A 16,970-nucleotide genomic window follows, 5' to 3' on the forward strand; every position below is an offset into this window, starting at 1 on the left:
TGGTCACTGAAAGAACACTTTCAGAGCGCACACGGCCGGCATGGGAAAAACCCCCAACTTCGCAAAACAATGGTTCAGCGCTCGTGGCTGGCAGCCTTTCGCCTTTCAGAAACAGGTGTGGTCAGCTGTCAAAAACGGTCAGTCCGGTTTGCTGCATGCCAGCACCGGCGCCGGTAAAACCTATGCAGTGTGGTTCGCAGCGCTCAATCGCTTCGCGCGCCTGACTCCTCCCGTTGAAAAACCACACAAACGCAAAGCGGTCGCCGAACCGCTGACGGTGCTGTGGATAACCCCCATGCGCGCCCTCGCCGCAGATACTGCACGCGCACTCGAAGCGCCACTACTTGATTTACAGATCCCGTGGAGCGTCGGCGTGCGTACCGGCGACACCAGCAGCAGTGAGCGTGCCCGGCAAAGCCGTCGCGCGCCCACCACACTGATCACCACACCCGAAAGCCTCACCCTGATGCTCGCCCGCGCTGACGCGCACACCGTGTTATCGACCCTGCGCATGATAGTGGTCGATGAATGGCATGAATTGCTTGGCAACAAACGCGGCGTGCAATTGCAGCTGGCGCTGGCGCGCTTACGTCGATGGAACCCGGAACTGATCGTCTGGGGTGTTTCCGCGACGTTGGGTAATCAGGCTCACGCCGAACAGGTGCTGATCCCGCAGGGTGGCGGGATCAGCGTGCAGGGGAAGTCGAGCAAGGATCTGCGCGTCGACACCTTATTGCCGCCGGCTACCGAGCGGTTTCCCTGGGCGGGACATATCGGTTTGAAGATGCTGCCGCAAGTGGTCGCCGAGGTGGACTCCAGCCCCAGTTGCCTGGTGTTTACCAACACCCGTGCGCAGTCCGAGATCTGGTATCAGGCCTTGCTCGACGCTCGCCCGGACTGGGCAGGCATCATTGCCTTGCACCATGGGTCGCTTTCGCGCGAGACCCGCGACTGGGTCGAACGCGCACTCAAGGACGGTCAGCTCAAGGCTGTCGTGTGCACCTCGAGCCTGGACCTTGGGGTGGATTTCCTGCCGGTGGAACGTGTTCTGCAAATTGGCTCCGCCAAAGGCGTGGCGCGGTTGATGCAAAGGGCCGGGCGTTCCGGTCACGCACCGGGACGGGTATCGCGGGTGACGCTGGTGCCGACCCACAGCCTGGAGTTGATTGAAGCTGTTGCCGCGCAAGACGCCGTCGCGCAACGACGCATCGAGCCGCGCGCCTCACCGCACAAACCGTTGGACGTGTTGGTTCAGCATTTGGTCAGCATGGCCCTGGGCGGTGGTTTTTTGCCCGATGATTTGTATGAAGAAGTGCGTGGCGCCTGGGCTTACCGTGATCTCACGCCTGAGGACTGGCTCTGGGCGCTGGCGTTCGTACGTCACGGCGGGCTTTCGCTGACAGCGTATCCGGATTATCGCCGGGTCGAGCCGGACGAGCACGGCGTCTGGCGCGTACCTGATGCGCGACTGGCCCGACGTCATCGCATGAGCGTGGGCACCATCGTCAGCGACGCAAGTATCAACTTGAAGTTCTGGAGCAAGGGTGGCGGCGGTAAACAGCTGGGCAGCGTCGAGGAAGGGTTTATCGCGCGACTTAAACCGGGTGACGGCTTTTTGTTTGCCGGTCGCTTGCTGGAATTGGTGCGGGTGGAAAACATGACGGCGTACGTCAAACGCAGCACCGCGAAGAAAGCCGCCGTGCCGCGCTGGAATGGCGGACGCATGCCCTTATCCAACGAGCTCGCCCATGCCGTGGTCGTACGCTTCGGTGCAGCCGCGCGGGGCGAATTCATGGGTCCGGAAATGCGCGCTCTGCGCCCCCTGCTTGAAGTACAACAACAGTGGTCAGGATTACCGACCGAAAACAGCCTGCTGGCCGAAGCACTGAAGTCTCGCGAAGGCTGGCATTTGTTTCTCTACCCCTTCGCCGGTCGCCAGGTGCATTTAGGCCTGGCGAGTTTGTTGGCCTGGCGGGTGAGTCAGCGCGTGGCGGTGACGTTTTCCATTGCGGTCAACGATTACGGTCTGGAATTGCTCAGCGCTACGTACATCGATTGGTCCGAACATTTGAATGCAGAGTTGTTGAGTCCCGAATTTCTGTTGAGGGATGTACTCGCCAGCTTGAACGCCGGCGAACTTGCCTTGCGACGTTTTCGCGAAATTGCGCGCATCGCCGGGCTGGTGTTCGCCGGCTACCCGGGCGCGCCGAAAAGTACGCGCCAGGTTCAGGCGTCGAGCGGGTTGTTTTTTCAGGTGTTCAAACAGTACGACGCAGGCAATCTTCTGCTGGCGCAGGCCGGGGAAGAAGTCCTGCGAGAAGAACTGGATATTCATCGCCTGGAGCAGACACTGGAGCGGCTCAACACATTGAAAATGGACTTGCACCTCATCAAACGTCCTACCCCCTTGGGGTTTCCGCTGTTGGTCGAGCGCATGCGCGAAAGCATGAGTTCGGAAAAACTCGCCGACCGCATCAGGCGCATGGTCAGCGATCTCGAGAAAACTGCCGAAACAGGGAAGGATTGATGAGCACGCCGTATCCAATAAAGCTGGCGGGTGAAGAGCTTTGGTTGCTCCCGGAAAAAGCCATCTACTGGCCAGAGCAGGAGGCGTTGCTGATCGCCGATGTGCATTTCGGCAAGGCCGCTGCTTATAGAAGTCTTGGCCAACCGGTGCCTCAAGGCACGACTGCGAGCAATATCGCTGTGCTGAACACGCTCCTGAGCACTCTGCCCTGCCGCCAGCTGATTTTCCTCGGGGACTTCCTGCACGGCCCCGGATCTCACGCGAAAGCCACACTGGCCGCTCTGGCCGAGTGGCGAGAGCAGCATCGTGACCTGCCGATGACGCTGATTCGCGGCAACCATGACAAACGCGCCGGCGACCCACCCGCTTCCCTGAACATTCGCGTGGTGCCGGAGCCGCTGCTGTTGGGACCGTTCGCGCTGCAGCACGAGCCTGACACGCACCCAAGTCGCCACGTTTTGGCTGGGCACGTGCATCCCGTTTACCGGTTGCATGGACGCGGGCGACAGAGTCTGCGATTGGCATGTTTCAAGTTTGGCGGGAAGATCAGCCTACTGCCTGCGTTTGGGGCGTTTACAGGTGGATATCAGGTCGAGCGGGATGAGAGCTGCAGGATTTTCGTGATCGGGGATAACCAGATATGGCCGGTCAGTTGAAGTTCAGCATCCTGTAGGAGCGAAGATTGCTCGCGAATGCGGTAAATCGGTCAGCAACCTAGTGACTGATACAACGCAATCGCGAGCAAGCTTGCTCCTACAGAAATCCGCCGGTCATGCGACCGGCGGTATGACAAATCTGTCAGGCAACCGGCGCCGGTGGCGGCTCGTCCGGAAGGGTAGGTACGCCCGGTTCACTCGGTTGTTCATTTGGGGTATCAGGATCAGGCTGGCCGGGAATGCCCCCTGCCATGCTGAGTGGTGGATGTGCCAACAAGGACCAGGCCATGACGCCAACCTGATTGGGCTCAAGCCTTGCCAGTTCGGCACTTATTCGCGGGTCGATCTTCATAAAGCACTCCTGAGCATTGGCCCGGTTAGCTGTGCGCTAACCGGGCAGTACACCCAATAGAGTGTTTCCGCGCAGAAGAATTCCCAAGCCCCGTCGGAAGATCCGATCAAGTGCGGGGCAAAGTGACGCCGCGTTGACCCTGATACTTGCCGCCACGGTCCTTATAGGAGACTTCGCACTCTTCGTCGGATTCAAAGAACAGCATCTGTGCGACACCTTCATTGGCATAGATCTTCGCCGGCAATGTGGTGGTGTTGGAGAACTCCAGAGTGACGTGGCCTTCCCACTCCGGTTCAAGCGGCGTCACGTTGACGATGATGCCGCAACGCGCGTAGGTACTTTTACCCAGGCAGATGGTCAGAACGTTGCGCGGGATGCGGAAAAACTCCACGGTGCGCGCCAGAGCGAACGAGTTGGGCGGGATGATGCAGACGTCGCTCTTTACGTCGACGAAGCTTTTTTCGTCGAAGTTCTTCGGATCGACGGTCGCCGAATTGATGTTGGTGAACACTTTGAATTCATCAGCGCAGCGCACATCGTAGCCGTAGCTCGATACACCGTAGGAAATCACTCGCTCGGCGCCTTCGCCACGCACCTGGCGTTCAACGAAAGGTTCGATCATGCCGTGCTCTTGCGCCATGCGGCGAATCCACTTGTCCGATTTGATGCTCATGGCGGGTGTCCTGAATAGCGAAGGTGAAAATATCTGTCCGGCATCTTACCGGGGCGCGCGGCCGGTTCAAAGTTCTGCGGCAGCATTCTCGTCGATCCCCCGTAAATTCCGGGACTTGGCGCCAATACGAAGCACCGCCAGTCACGAAATCAGAGAAACCTTCGCAAGAAGCATTGGCACACTCCGGAAAAAGGGTTAAGGTGGCGCCACTGAACTGCTTGTGTCACAGAGAATCTCTACACGATATGTTGAATTTCGATCCAACCATCTACAAGAATTTTTCATGCTCTTTGCACTCAGTCTCGGCCAGGGTTCTTCCTGCGTCGCAGTTATCTTTGTTCAAGGAGTTACACCATGTCTAATCGCCAAACTGGTACCGTTAAGTGGTTCAACGATGAAAAAGGCTTCGGCTTCATCACTCCACAATCCGGTGACGACCTGTTCGTTCACTTCAAAGCCATCCAATCCGACGGCTTCAAAAGCCTGAAAGAAGGCCAACAGGTCTCTTTCATCGCTACCCGCGGTCAGAAAGGCATGCAAGCTGAAGAAGTTCAAGTTATCTAACTTGTACTTGCTTTAGTAAAAGGCCCCGCCCTCAAAAGCGGGGCTTTTTTGTGCCTGCAGGTTTTTGCCAGGCACAAAAAAAGATCGCAGCCTTCGGCAGCTCCTACCAGGCATATTCGTCCTGTAGGAGCTGCCGAAGGCTGCGATCTTTTGATCTAACAGCTATAAAGCCTTACCTGCTTACCAGGCCACACCAAACCCAGCGGTGTAACGGGTCTTCTCCAGATCAGCATCATTGGTGCCGCTGATGACGTCTCGCTCGGCCTTCAGGTTAAGCGATGCCCACTCGGTGACCTTGTAGCGCAGGCCGACCTCGGCATCCAGCGCGTAATCCGCCACGCCCGACAGCGGCTTGCCCACCTCGCCGTTGGTGAAGAACTCAACCTGCTTGCCAATCAGGTAACGGTTGTAGTCCCACTTCATGGCCAAGGAGTAGAAGTTCTCTTTGCCGCCGTCCGCGTACTCGTAATCCGTGCGATTGAGCAGCGAGCCCAGAGAAAATGCGCCCAACTCGTCATCCCAGAACTGGTAACCCGGACCGGTACCGACGGTGCGCTGGCGGGCCAGGTCTTCAACCTTGTCGCGCTTATAGACGGCGCGACCTTGCCAGAACCATTTTTCGGTCAGGAAGCGGTCGAGCGAGTATTCGCCGCGCCAGTTATCAGTGGTAACCACGTCATCCTGGAATTCGCGGTTGTACTCGCCTTCCGCGGTGTGCCGCCATTTGCCATGACGGGCAGAAGTCTTGAAGTCGATATCGTAATCGTCGGTGTCTTTCTCGGCTCGCTCATAATCCAGCGCCATGTCGACATTGCCCTTCCACACCAGGTCTTCGACCACCGGTTTGGGCTTGAGGATCTGCTGGATACTCGCCAACTCGACAGTCTTCGGTGCATCGCCGTTTTCCAGCGTCACCTTGCCATCGTCTGCCGCTTGCAGCGACTTGGCCTTCTCGCCGGTGTAGGCATCCTGCTTGACCAGCAATTCCTGATCACTCTCCAGCGTTTTGACCTGCTTCCAGTCGATCGGCACGGCGCCGGCGTATTCGGTCTGGATCAGGAGTTTGCCGCCGTCGAACAAGGTGATCTTGCCGCTCAACTTGTCACCGTTCTTCAACCAGACGGTATCAGCGAGCAAAGGAGTGGAAGCGCTGAGGACAGCGAGGCACAGCAGAGTTCTGGACACCATAAGCAAATACAGGCTCAAGATTGCGAAAAAAAGTCGGAATTATCCGGAGGAATAAGACCCTAGCATGCACTGACTCAACTAATTCTATTGAGTTCCTTTCTCATCCCCGTATTTGGGGATTACTCTACAAACGGTAATGCGAACAACCCAAGGCCCAGCCCGTGAACGATCCCACCGCTGAAAACGAAAGCGCCGCGCAAATCCGACGCGCGGCGCTATACCTCACTTTGGCCCAGGTGCCCGAAGGCAAAGTCGTGAGTTATGGCCAACTCGCCGAGCTTGCCGGATTGGGCCGCGCCGCTCGCTGGGTTGGCCGCACACTCAGTCAGCTTCCCGGCGACAGCAAGCTGCCCTGGCACCGGGTACTCGGGGCCGGCGGTCGGATCAGCCTGCCACTGGGCAGCCCTTCAGGCGATGAACAACGGGCGAGATTGCGCTCCGAAGGTGTCAGTATCCTGAATAATCGTGTTGATATTCAGCGTCATGGCTGGCGCCCGGTAGAGCACAGCGGTTAGAGTGCGCGCTTTGTTTCCGCAACCTTGAGGCAGACTTCAGCCCATGCCCCGTAAAACCTGGCGCGCCGCGCTCGCCGCCTATGCCAGCCCTTCGACACTTGTGCTGTTGTTGCTCGGTTTCGCTGCCGGCCTGCCCTACATGCTGGTGTTCTCGACACTTTCGGTCTGGCTGCGTGAAGCCGGCGTGGCTCGCGAAACCATTGGCTATGCGAGCCTGATCGGTCTGGCCTATGCCTTTAAATGGGTCTGGTCGCCACTGCTTGACCAATGGCGCCTGCCATTGCTGGGCAAGCTCGGCCGTCGACGTTCCTGGCTGGTGCTTTCACAGGCGCTGGTGATACTCGGCCTGATCGGGATGGGTTTCTGCGACCCGCAAAAACATCTTTCCTGGCTGATCGCTATCGCTGTGGTCGTTGCCTTCGCGTCGGCAACGCAAGACATCGCAGTTGACGCCTATCGCCTGGAAATCGCCGACGACAGCCGACAAGCCGCACTCGCCGCCAGCTACATGTCCGGTTACCGAATTGCCGCACTGCTGGCCACCGCCGGCGCGCTGTTCTTCGCCGAAGGCTTTGGCTCCACGGGTTTCAACTATAAGCATTCGGCATGGGCCGGCACCTATATCCTCTTCGGCGCATTAATGATTCCAGCGCTGCTGACCTCTTTTTTCATGCGCGAACCACCGGTGCCGCTGCGCACGCAGCTGCAAGCCGGACGCTACAGCTTTGTCCATCAACTGGCCTCGGTGTTCGTCCTGATCGTATTGCTGGTCTCCGTACCGGCCATGTTTACCCAGCTCTACAACACCGACTTTGCGAGCGTGCTGTTCGGCGACATGAGCCTGCTGGACCTGCTGCTCGAAGACCGCGCCTTCCTGCGGGCGATTCTCTACATCACGCTGACTGCCGTGTGCCTGTCCGCGGTCGGCCGCCGCGGCCTGGCGCCGGTGCTCACGCCGATCAATGACTTCATCCTGCGTTATCGCTGGCAAGCGCTGCTGCTGCTCGGGCTGATCGCTACCTATCGGATGTCGGACACGGTCATGGGCGTGATGGCCAACGTGTTTTACATCGACCAGGGTTTCACCAAGGATCAGATCGCCAGTGTCAGCAAAATCTTCGGCCTGATCATGACGCTGGTGGGCGCGGGCATGGGCGGCCTGCTGATCGTGCGCTTCGGTATTCTGCCGATCCTGTTCATCGGCGGTGTCACGTCGGCCGGCACCAATTTGCTGTTCCTGATGCTCGCCGACATGGGCGCCAACCTGAACATGTTGATCGGTACCATTTCCCTAGACAACTTCAGTTCCGGACTGGCGACGTCGGCCTTCGTCGCTTACCTGTCGAGCCTGACCAACCTCAAGTTCTCCGCGACTCAATACGCCTTGCTCAGTTCGATCATGCTCCTGTTGCCGCGTTTGATCGGCGGCTACTCAGGGGTCATGGTGGAAAAATACGGTTACCACAATTTTTTCCTGATTACTGCGCTGCTGGGAGTTCCGACGCTGGTACTGATCGCCCTGCACTGGTATCAGGAGAATCGTCGCGAGCGCCTGACGCCCAAGCCTGAAGCAACGCCAACCCAGGTTGTGGAAGAATCGTAGGCGCTTGAACCCGTAAGAATTCGAAGGGCGCGGAGATTCCCGCCCTGCCGCCACACCGTCGACCGCGCGCCTGTACGCCAGCAGATCTCGCCCGTACAATGCTCCGTCATTTCTCGTCATCAGCAACCGACAACGGCCAACCATGCGCACCAGTCAATTTTTGCTCGCCACACAGAAAGAAACACCTTCGGACGCGGTCGTCATCAGCCATCAGTTGATGCTGCGCGCCGGCATGATCCGCAAACTCGCCTCGGGCCTGTACACCTGGCTGCCGATGGGCTTGCGGGTAATGCGCAAGGTCGAAGCCATCGTTCGTGAAGAAATGAACGCCGCCGGTTCTCTCGAAGTGTTGATGCCGAGCACCCAGCCGGCCGAGCTGTGGCAGGAATCCGGTCGCTGGGAAGAATACGGCCCTGAGTTGCTGCGCTTCAAGGATCGTCACGGTCGCGATTTCTGCGCCGGCCCGACCCACGAAGAAGTGATCACCGACCTGATGCGCAACGAGTTGAGCAGCTATAAACAGCTGCCGATCAACCTGTATCAGATCCAGACCAAATTCCGTGACGAAATCCGCCCACGCTTCGGTTTGATGCGCGGCCGTGAATTCATCATGAAGGACGCCTACTCGTTCCATGCGGACCAGGCTTCGTTGCAGATCACCTACGACCGCATGCACCAGGCGTACTGCAACATCTTTACGCGTCTGGGCCTGAATTTCCGTCCGGTCGAAGCCGACAACGGCTCGATTGGCGGCGCCGGCTCCCACGAATTTCACGTGCTGGCTGAATCCGGTGAAGACGACATCGTCTTCAGCAACGGTTCCGACTACGCCGCCAATATCGAAAAAGCCGAAGCCGTGCCCCGCGAAACTTCTCGCGCCGCTGCGGCCGAGGAATTGCGTCTGGTCGACACGCCTAATGCCAAGACCATCGCGCAACTGGTTGAAGGCTTCAACCTGCCGATCGAAAAAACCATCAAGACCCTCGTGGTTCACGCTGAAGAAGCAGGCAAGCTGATTGCGCTGATCATTCGTGGCGACCACGAGCTGAACGAAATCAAGGCGGCCAACCAGCCAGGCGTCGCCAGCCCGCTGGTCATGGCATCCGAAGCGGAACTGCGCGACGCCATCGGTGCCGGCGCCGGCTCTCTTGGCCCGCTGAACCTGCCCCTGCCGATCATCATCGACCGCTCGGTCGAGCTGATGAGCGACTTCGGCATCGGCGCCAACATCGACGACAAGCACTACTTCGGCGTCAACTGGGAGCGCGACTTGCCAGTGCCTACCGTTGCCGACCTGCGTAACGTTGTGGCCGGCGATCCGAGCCCGGACGGCAAAGGCACGCTGGAAATCAAACGTGGCATCGAAGTCGGCCACGTGTTCCAGCTGGGCAACAAATACAGCAAAGCGATGAAGTGCGAAGTGCTGGGCGAGAACGGCAAGCCGGTCACCCTGCAAATGGGCTGCTACGGCATCGGCGTTTCCCGCGTGGTGGCTGCTGCCATCGAGCAGAACAACGACGCCAACGGGATTATCTGGAGCGACACCCTCGCGCCGTTCCAGATCGCATTGGTGCCGCTGCGCTACGAAACCGAACAGGTTCGCGAAGCCACCGACAAGCTCTACGCAGAATTGACTGCCGCCGGCTTCGAAGTGCTGCTGGACGATCGCGACAAGAAAACCAGCCCGGGCATCAAGTTCGCCGACATGGAACTGATCGGCATCCCTCACCGGATCGTGGTCAGTGACCGCGGCCTCGCCGAAGGCAACCTGGAATACAAGAGCCGCACCGAACCTGAAGCGCAAGCGCTGGCGGTTGCCGACGTGCTGTCCTTCCTCCAGGCCCGTATCCGCCGCTGACACCAGATAGAGACGTCATGTTCAAGCGAAACACCTTAGGCCTCGGTGGTGCCGCCTTGTGCGGCACCCTGCTGGTCAGCGGCTGCGCCAATCAGATGTCGCAACGCAGCGAACACGAGGCACGCGTCGAGCGAAAATTGCTCAACCACAGCCTGCAGATTGACGTCGGCGAGCCCAAGGTGCTTGAGCTGCCGCAACGTCGGGTCAAAATCCACGAGCAGAAAACGTTCGAGGTCACCGAGTTCGAAGTCACTCGCCACTACGACCGTTACACCCCATACCAACCCTGGCGTGAAGTCTACGAGATCCCGCTGGGCGCAGTGGCGGTGCTGGGTGGCGTTGGCGCCAACGTGGTCAACGTGTTCGCCCTCGGCAACCTTCCGGATAGCGTGACCCGCGAATGGTTCAGTTACGGTTTCGCCGGGCTCAACCCGTTCATGAACGCGCAGTCCAACGGCCGCGCGCAGCAGAACCTGGCTGGCATCGACGAAATGCAGCTCGAAACGCGCACTGAGTACTCGAGCCTGCCATGGAGCGAGCGCCCGGTTGAGGTCAAAGCCGGCAAGGAAACGTTCGAGCTGACCACGGACAAGAATGGCGTCCTGCGCATCAATCTGCTGGACACCCCGTTTGCCGAACATGATCTCAATCATCTGGGCAAACTGCAGATCATCGTCACCGACAGCCAGGACGATGTGCATTCCGACTCCACTCTGGCATTGAGCAGTACGCTGCGCGGCAAATTGGTCGAGGCACACGGACTGATTTACGACGATCTTGAAGATGACGAAGTGAGCCAATGGGTGCACCGGGTCAAACGTCTGTCGGAGTTGGGCCTGGAGGAAGAAGCCAGCGAGCTGGAGCAGAGCCTCATCGAGCTGACCCGCAATGATCCTGAGTTGCAGACCGAGTTTCTGAAGTCATTGACCAAAGATGCTGGACGATTGGTCGCGGATCCGGGTCCGAATTAACATTTGTAAAAGATCGCAGCCTGCGGCAACTCCTACATCGGAATGCGTTTCCCCGTAGGAGCTGCCGCAGGCTGCGATCTTTTGTTTCTGGCTGTCACCGCTCAAACAACTCCATCTGCTCAAACCCGCCGCGCAAATCCTCCAGCCTCACCCCGACCCCGAGCAACCGCACCGGTTTCCCGCCGCGATTGAATGCCTGAGTCAACAGCAGCTGGTAACTCCCCAGATCCCGCCCTGCCCCGGCCTGCTCCAGCGTGGTCTGGGTAAAGTCGTGAAATTTCACTTTGACGAACGGCTTGCCCGGCCGGTAGCTGCTATCGATGCGCGCCATTCGCCCCGCCAGGGTTTCCAGTAGCTCCGGCAATTTATCCAGGCAACTGACCAGATCCGGCAAATCGACGTCGTAAGTGTTTTCGACACTGATGGACTGCCGACGGCTGTCGTTATGCACCAGCCGGTCATCGATCCCACGGGCCAGACTCCAGAGTCTTTCGCCAAAGCTGCCGAATTCACGCACCAGCGCCAGCTTGTTCCACTCACGCAGATGCGAGCAGTCGACGATGCCGAGCCTGCTCAGTTTGTCCGCGGTGACTTTGCCGACGCCGTGCAGCTTGCTGACTGGCAGACCGCTGACGAAATCCTCGACCTGATCGGGCGTGATGACGAACAGGCCGTTGGGCTTCTTCCAGTCGCTGGCGATCTTGGCGAGAAATTTGTTCGGCGCGACGCCAGCTGAAACGGTGATGTGCAACTGGTTGGACACGCGCCGTCGGATCTCCTGAGCGATGCGCGTGGCGCTGCCGCCGAAATGCGCACTGTCGGAAACATCGAGGTAAGCCTCATCAAGGGAGAGCGGTTCGATCAACTCGGTGTAATCGCGGAAGATCGTGTGGATTTCCTTCGATGCTTCTCTGTATGCGTCCATGCGCGGCTTGACGATGGTCAGGTCCGGGCACAGTTTTAACGCGTGCCCCGAAGACATCGCAGAACGGACGCCATAGGCCCGCGCTTCATAGTTACAGGTAGCGATAACCCCCCGGCGATCCGCCGAGCCGCCCACCGCCAGCGGTTTCCCGGCCAACTGAGGGTCGTCACGCATTTCGATGGCCGCATAAAAGCAGTCGCAGTCGACGTGAATGATTTTTCGCTGTGTCATATCAAGCAGCATTCATCAGGCGGAAACGGAGTTAAAGTGCGTAGGCTGCGCAGTATCTCACTGACACCTGTATATAGCACCAGTACTGCGAATCTTCTTTGTACTGCGTAGGAAGCGTAACCGATGAATTTATTTTCTCAATCGACACGCACAGGCTAATAGAGCTGCAGCCCTTGCCATACGCGCCTTTGAGCCCGGCCGCCCCAGAATGAATTTTTGCTAAGCGCTTGAACCTGAACAGTTTTATCTAAATCGTAGGTTGACAGCCCGGCGATCCTCTGTAGAATGCCGACACACAGACGCGGGATGGAGCAGTCTGGTAGCTCGTCGGGCTCATAACCCGAAGGTCGTCGGTTCAAATCCGGCTCCCGCAACCAAACATCAAAAAAGGCTACTCGAAAGAGTGGCCTTTTTTGTGCGCGCCTGTTTTGTAGAAGGCTTGTTCGAAGATCCCACCTTGCCCGCAAGAATTAGCAGTATTCCAAACTGCCCCCTCCCCTGCGACCGTTTGACGCGATACGTAAGTAATTGACGCTTATTAAGTATTAGCGGTTGACACCTCGCCGCTGGTCTGTAGAATGCCGCCACACAGACGCGGGATGGAGCAGTCTGGTAGCTCGTCGGGCTCATAACCCGAAGGTCGTCGGTTCAAATCCGGCTCCCGCAACCAAACATCAAAAAAGGCTACTCGAAAGAGTGGCCTTTTTTGTGTCCGCTGAAAATGTCGTTCCGCAACAATGACATGTCACGCTTCGACACACTGCCCTGGGGAGCAATTTTCCAAGCAGAAACTACGCTGATACCTGTACAAGACACCCGCTCGAGGCTTCATCGCCATCGCCGATAGACAGCGAGCAGCGTAATATTTTGAATTATTTTTTCTTGCAGGGATTGGTAACTTGGCTGGATACCCCCATTCTGTCGCGCACGATCCAAGAGGTGATTGATGCGCGCCAACTCGTCTGATTCACATGACTCCGTCACCGCGACACAACCGATCAAAGCCGAGCGTTTGCGCTTGCTCGATCGTGTCAGCAAATACCGTCAGCCCATCGGCCTGGCGGTCACGCTGCTGTTATTCGCTATCGCGCTGATTGCCTGTCGTCATTTGCTCAGCGAACTCGATTTGTACGCGCTGCACGACTCGATTCTCAACGTACCCAAACCGGCGTTGGTCGGTGCAATAGCGGCGACTGTTGTCGGTTTCATCATCCTGCTCGGATACGAATGGTCGGCCAGCCGCTATGCCCGCGTGACACTGGCACCGCGCACTCTCGCGCTGGGCGGGTTCACCGCCTACGCGATCGGCAATGCCATCGGGCTTTCGATGCTGTCAGGTGGCTCGGTTCGTTACCGTCTATACGCACGTCATGGCCTGGGAGCGTCGGAAGTCGCGCACATGACGGTGTTTGCCAGCCTCTCGCTCGGTTGCGCCCTGCCCCCGCTGGCGGCACTGGCAACACTGAGCAGCCTTCCCGCCGCTTCCGCTGCGCTGGGTTTTTCGCAAACACTGCTAGGGACAGTCGCTGCCGCTGTGCTGGCGCTGTTCGCTGCCTTGGCCATCGGTATCTACCGTCGTCGCCTGCCGGAGCAGCCTTACCCGGACAATCTGCTGGTCAAGGCCGGGCGCCGCACCTTGCGTCTTCCAGGTCGCCGCCTGACCTTGCTGCAACTGATCATTACCGCTCTCGATGTTGCAGCCGCTGCGACCGTGCTTTATTTGTTGCTGCCGGAAGCGCCACCGTTCGGCGCATTCCTGTTGGTGTACCTGCTGGCCCTGGCCGCGGGCGTACTCAGCCATGTGCCCGGTGGAGTGGGCGTCTTCGAAGCCATTCTGCTGGCCGCCTTCGCCGATAAGCTTGGCGCCGCTCCGCTTGCTGCTGCGCTTCTGCTCTATCGGCTGATTTATGTGGTGCTGCCGCTGCTGGTCGCCTGTTTGCTGCTGCTGATCAACGAAGGCCAGCGTCTGTTCCAGACACGTCAAAGCCTTCGCGCAGCGTCCGGTATGGCCGCGCCGATCCTTGCGTTGCTGGTGTTCCTGTCCGGTGTGGTGCTGTTGTTTTCCGGTGTGACTCCGGAGATAGACACCCGCCTGGAACACATCGGATTTCTAATCCCGCATCGACTGGTCGACGCTTCGCACTTCGGCGCCAGTCTGGTCGGTGTGCTGTGCTTGCTACTGGCTCAGGGCTTGCGCCGACGCTTGTCGGCCGCGTGGATGCTAACCACCATTTTGCTGCTGGTCGGCGCCCTGCTCTCCCTGCTCAAAGGTTTTGACTGGGAAGAAGCCTGCCTGATGACGCTGACGGCGAGTTTGCTGGGCGTTTTTCGGCGCTCGTTCTATCGCCCCAGCCGCCTGACTGAACTGCCTTTTTCGCCGCTGTATCTGGTGTCGAGCCTGTGCGTCATCGGGGCATCGATCTGGCTGTTGCTGTTTGCGTATCAAGATGTTCCTTACAGCCATCAGTTGTGGTGGCAGTTCACCCTGGACGCCGATGCGCCGCGCGGTTTGCGCTCGCTACTGGGAGCGGCCGTGCTGTTGCTGGTGGTCTCGCTGACCTGGCTGCTGCGCACTGCACGCCCGGTCATCCACCTGCCGACACCGGATGAACTGGATCGGGCGGCAAAAATCCTGATGGCTTCTGCGCAACCGGATGGTGGCCTGGCCCTGGCCGGTGACAAGGCGCTACTGTTTCATCCCAACGACGAAGCCTTTCTGATGTATGCGCGGCGGGGGCGCAGCCTGGTGGCCTTATACGATCCGATCGGTCCCGGCCTGCAACGCGCAGAAATGATCTGGCAGTTCCGTGACCTGTGCGACCTGCACCACGCCCGTCCCGTGTTCTATCAAGTGCGCGCCGAGAACCTCCCTTACTACATGGACATCGGTCTCACGGCGATCAAACTCGGCGAAGAGGCACGGGTCGATTTGCTGCGTTTTGATCTCGAAGCCAAAGGCAAAGAGATGAAAGACCTTCGGTACACCTGGAATCGTGGCACTCGCGACGGCCTGTCGCTGGAGATCCATGAACCCGGGCAAGCGCCGATGGATGAGCTCAGGGTGATTTCCGATGCCTGGCTCACCGGCAAGAATGTGCGCGAGAAGGGCTTCTCGCTCGGCCGCTTCAGCGACGCCTACCTCAAACATTTCCGCATCGCGGTGATTCGCTTCGAAGGGCGTCCGGTGGCGTTCGCCAACCTGCTTGAGACCTACAGTCACGATCTGGCCAGCCTTGACCTGATGCGCGCACACCCGCAAGCCCCCAAGCTGACCATGGAATTCATGATGGTCGGCCTGCTTCAACATTATAAGAGTCATGGCTACGCACGCTTCAGCCTGGGCATGGTGCCGCTGTCGGGGTTGCAGCCCCGGCGTGGCGCACCACTGACTCAGCGCCTGGGCTCGATGGTGTTCCGCCGTGGTGAGCAGCTCTACAACTTCCAGGGCTTGCGCCGCTTCAAAGACAAGTTCCAGCCAGACTGGGAACCCCGTTATATGGCCGTACCCGCCGGACTCGATCCGCTGGTTGCGCTGGCCGACACTGCCGCCCTGATTGCCGGCGGCCTGACTGGATTGGTGAAACGCTGATGATTCGACGCTCCTTGCGCTATGTATTGGCCACGCTGGTGATGCTGGCCCTGATTGTCGGTGGTACTTACTGGTACATGAACCGCCCTGCACCCGAACCGACACTCGAAACGCTGACCGCGGCCGACGGCCCTGCCATGACCCGCGTCATCCCCGGAAACACACCGCGCGCGCAAGTGCTGGTGGCAGTGAGTGCCGAGCAGAAGCTCAGCGACAAACAATTGATGACGCTGAGCCGCTCAGGCTCGGCGCAGATCGTCCAGGTCATCCTGCCGACAGACTGCCTACTGCAAAGTCGTGCCCTGCAAACCGGTCTGCGAGCGCTGAACAGCCCGGCGACGCTGGTCAGTGGTATCGGCCCGGGCGCTGTGCTGGCCTGGCGCTGGTTGTCCGAGCAAAAGGACAACAAGGCTCAGGCTGTCTCGGTCGACCTGGCCCTGGAAAAACCCGGCTGCACCCACTTGCTGCCTAAAAGCGCGACCCATGGCCACTGGCTGGTTGCCTGGAATGACAACCCGGACGACACCAGCGCCGGTTTCGTACGCGACCAACCGAATGCCGAAACCAGCATCAGCGACTACGACATCAATCTGTCGCAGGTGCTGAACAATGAACTGCGCAAGCTTCTCGTCGGTGGTGACGAGGCCGCTGGCGGCTTGCAGATCCCGGTCGTGGAAGTGCCGGCGGGTCAGCCCAAGGACACCGTCACCCTGTTCCTCTCCGGTGACGGCGGCTGGCGGGATCTCGATAAAGACGTCGCAGGTGAAATGGCCAAGATCGGCTATTCAGTCGTCGGCATCGACACCCTGCGCTACTACTGGCAGCACAAGAGCCCCGAGCAAAGCGCGCTGGACCTGACCGAGTTGATGCAGCACTACCGGCAAAAATGGGGCGCCAAACGCTTCATCCTGACTGGCTACTCCTTCGGCGCCGATGTCCTTCCGGCGATCTACAACCGTCTGGAAACGGCAGAGCAGCAGCGCATCGACGCCATCATCCTGCTCGCCTTCGCCCGCACCGGCAGCTTCGAAATTGAAGTTCAGGGCTGGCTCGGCAACGCCGGCAAAGAAGCCGCCACCGGCCCGGCAATGGCCAAATTGCCTGCTGTGAAAGTGGTGTGTATCTACGGCGAAGAGGAAACCGATGAAAGCGGCTGCACCGACAAGACGGCTGTGGGCGAAGCAATCAAGCTGCCGGGCGGTCATCACTTCGACGAGAACTACCCGGCGCTGGCCAAGCGGTTGGTGGATGTGATCGAGAAGCGGCAGGGCAAAGTCGCTCAAGAGTGATCTGAGCCGCAAACAAAAAGCCCCCGCTA

13 protein-coding genes and 2 tRNA genes are annotated in these 16,970 nt (G+C 59.0%); 11 read left to right on the plus strand and 4 right to left on the minus strand.

Annotated elements, in window-relative coordinates; translation table 11 throughout:
- Positions 1 to 40: 40 nt before the first annotated feature.
- Together ACYZTS_RS01425 and pdeM are read left to right on the plus strand one after the other, a co-directional pair.
- Entirely contained in the window at positions 41 to 2,527 is a 2,487-nt protein-coding gene (locus tag ACYZTS_RS01425; RefSeq protein ID WP_461993486.1) for a ligase-associated DNA damage response DEXH box helicase, read from the plus strand.
- The gene (pdeM, locus tag ACYZTS_RS01430) at positions 2,527 to 3,183 is read left to right on the plus strand and encodes a ligase-associated DNA damage response endonuclease PdeM (RefSeq protein ID WP_461993488.1); all 657 of its coding nucleotides are present in this window, start codon (positions 2,527 to 2,529) and stop codon (positions 3,181 to 3,183) included. Before ACYZTS_RS01425 ends, pdeM begins: the two co-directional genes overlap by 1 nt.
- A 142-nt stretch (positions 3,184 to 3,325) precedes the next feature.
- On the opposite strand, the gene ACYZTS_RS01435 is transcribed toward pdeM, so the two are convergent.
- Positions 3,326 to 3,535: a hypothetical protein gene (locus tag ACYZTS_RS01435; protein WP_081832498.1), complete on the minus strand. Its 210-nt coding sequence runs from the start codon at positions 3,533 to 3,535 to the stop codon at positions 3,326 to 3,328.
- 106 nt (positions 3,536 to 3,641) lie between these two features.
- Positions 3,642 to 4,208, minus strand: a complete 567-nt coding sequence (gene dcd / locus ACYZTS_RS01440) for a dCTP deaminase (RefSeq protein WP_028622498.1) — start codon at positions 4,206 to 4,208, stop codon at positions 3,642 to 3,644.
- 354 nt (positions 4,209 to 4,562) lie between these two features.
- Between dcd and ACYZTS_RS01445 the strand changes: the two genes are divergently transcribed.
- A complete protein-coding gene (locus ACYZTS_RS01445; protein WP_002554837.1) occupies positions 4,563 to 4,772 on the plus strand; it encodes a cold-shock protein in 210 nt (69 codons plus the stop codon).
- A 180-nt stretch (positions 4,773 to 4,952) separates the two neighbouring features.
- Here the strand turns inward: ACYZTS_RS01445 and ACYZTS_RS01450 are convergent, their stop codons facing one another.
- Positions 4,953 to 5,960 (minus strand): DUF481 domain-containing protein, encoded by a 1,008-nt coding sequence (locus ACYZTS_RS01450; protein ID WP_028622499.1) that lies wholly within the window; start codon positions 5,958 to 5,960, stop codon positions 4,953 to 4,955.
- Between the two features lie 161 nt (positions 5,961 to 6,121).
- On the opposite strand from ACYZTS_RS01450, the gene ACYZTS_RS01455 reads away from it, so the two are divergent.
- The 4 genes from ACYZTS_RS01455 (at position 6,122) to ACYZTS_RS01470 (ending at position 10,907) form a co-directional block, all read left to right on the plus strand.
- Complete coding sequence (locus tag ACYZTS_RS01455; RefSeq protein WP_028622500.1) at positions 6,122 to 6,475, plus strand: MGMT family protein; 354 nt, start codon at positions 6,122 to 6,124, stop codon at positions 6,473 to 6,475.
- A gap of 43 nt (positions 6,476 to 6,518) precedes the next feature.
- Complete coding sequence (locus tag ACYZTS_RS01460) at positions 6,519 to 8,078, plus strand: AmpG family muropeptide MFS transporter (RefSeq protein WP_461993491.1); 1,560 nt, start codon at positions 6,519 to 6,521, stop codon at positions 8,076 to 8,078.
- 142 nt (positions 8,079 to 8,220) lie between these two features.
- Positions 8,221 to 9,936, plus strand: coding sequence for a proline--tRNA ligase (locus ACYZTS_RS01465; protein ID WP_461993493.1), 1,716 nt, complete (start codon positions 8,221 to 8,223; stop codon positions 9,934 to 9,936).
- A 17-nt stretch (positions 9,937 to 9,953) separates the two neighbouring features.
- Complete coding sequence (locus ACYZTS_RS01470) at positions 9,954 to 10,907, plus strand: hypothetical protein (protein WP_461993495.1); 954 nt, start codon at positions 9,954 to 9,956, stop codon at positions 10,905 to 10,907.
- Positions 10,908 to 11,001: 94 nt separating this feature from the next.
- On the opposite strand, the gene dinB is transcribed toward ACYZTS_RS01470, so the two are convergent.
- A complete protein-coding gene (dinB, locus tag ACYZTS_RS01475) occupies positions 11,002 to 12,063 on the minus strand; it encodes a DNA polymerase IV (RefSeq protein WP_028622504.1) in 1,062 nt (353 codons plus the stop codon).
- A 300-nt stretch (positions 12,064 to 12,363) separates the two neighbouring features.
- Between dinB and ACYZTS_RS01480 the strand changes: the two genes are divergently transcribed.
- From ACYZTS_RS01480 to ACYZTS_RS01495, 4 genes are all read left to right on the plus strand, one after another.
- Positions 12,364 to 12,440, plus strand: a tRNA-Met gene (locus ACYZTS_RS01480).
- Between the two features lie 216 nt (positions 12,441 to 12,656).
- Positions 12,657 to 12,733: transfer RNA gene (locus tag ACYZTS_RS01485), tRNA-Met, on the plus strand.
- A 276-nt stretch (positions 12,734 to 13,009) separates the two neighbouring features.
- Positions 13,010 to 15,652, plus strand: a complete 2,643-nt coding sequence (gene mprF, locus ACYZTS_RS01490) for a bifunctional lysylphosphatidylglycerol flippase/synthetase MprF (protein WP_461993497.1) — start codon at positions 13,010 to 13,012, stop codon at positions 15,650 to 15,652.
- Positions 15,652 to 16,941, plus strand: coding sequence for a virulence factor family protein (locus tag ACYZTS_RS01495; protein ID WP_461993499.1), 1,290 nt, complete (start codon positions 15,652 to 15,654; stop codon positions 16,939 to 16,941). Before mprF ends, ACYZTS_RS01495 begins: the two co-directional genes overlap by 1 nt.
- Positions 16,942 to 16,970: the final 29 nt, after the last annotated feature.

The organism is Pseudomonas sp. TMB3-21 (assembly GCF_054898145.1).

Coding starts and splice junctions, on each gene's coding strand:
- ACYZTS_RS01425 (WP_461993486.1), top strand. CDS start 41: ATGGGAAAAACCCCCAACTTCGCAAAACAATGGTTCAGCGCTCGTGGC.
- pdeM (WP_461993488.1), top strand. CDS start 2,527: ATGAGCACGCCGTATCCAATAAAGCTGGCGGGTGAAGAGCTTTGGTTG.
- ACYZTS_RS01435 (WP_081832498.1), bottom strand. CDS start 3,535: ATGAAGATCGACCCGCGAATAAGTGCCGAACTGGCAAGGCTTGAGCCC.
- dcd (WP_028622498.1), bottom strand. CDS start 4,208: ATGAGCATCAAATCGGACAAGTGGATTCGCCGCATGGCGCAAGAGCAC.
- ACYZTS_RS01445 (WP_002554837.1), top strand. CDS start 4,563: ATGTCTAATCGCCAAACTGGTACCGTTAAGTGGTTCAACGATGAAAAA.
- ACYZTS_RS01450 (WP_028622499.1), bottom strand. CDS start 5,960: ATGGTGTCCAGAACTCTGCTGTGCCTCGCTGTCCTCAGCGCTTCCACT.
- ACYZTS_RS01460 (WP_461993491.1), top strand. CDS start 6,519: ATGCCCCGTAAAACCTGGCGCGCCGCGCTCGCCGCCTATGCCAGCCCT.
- ACYZTS_RS01465 (WP_461993493.1), top strand. CDS start 8,221: ATGCGCACCAGTCAATTTTTGCTCGCCACACAGAAAGAAACACCTTCG.
- ACYZTS_RS01470 (WP_461993495.1), top strand. CDS start 9,954: ATGTTCAAGCGAAACACCTTAGGCCTCGGTGGTGCCGCCTTGTGCGGC.
- dinB (WP_028622504.1), bottom strand. CDS start 12,063: ATGACACAGCGAAAAATCATTCACGTCGACTGCGACTGCTTTTATGCG.
- mprF (WP_461993497.1), top strand. CDS start 13,010: ATGCGCGCCAACTCGTCTGATTCACATGACTCCGTCACCGCGACACAA.
- ACYZTS_RS01495 (WP_461993499.1), top strand. CDS start 15,652: ATGATTCGACGCTCCTTGCGCTATGTATTGGCCACGCTGGTGATGCTG.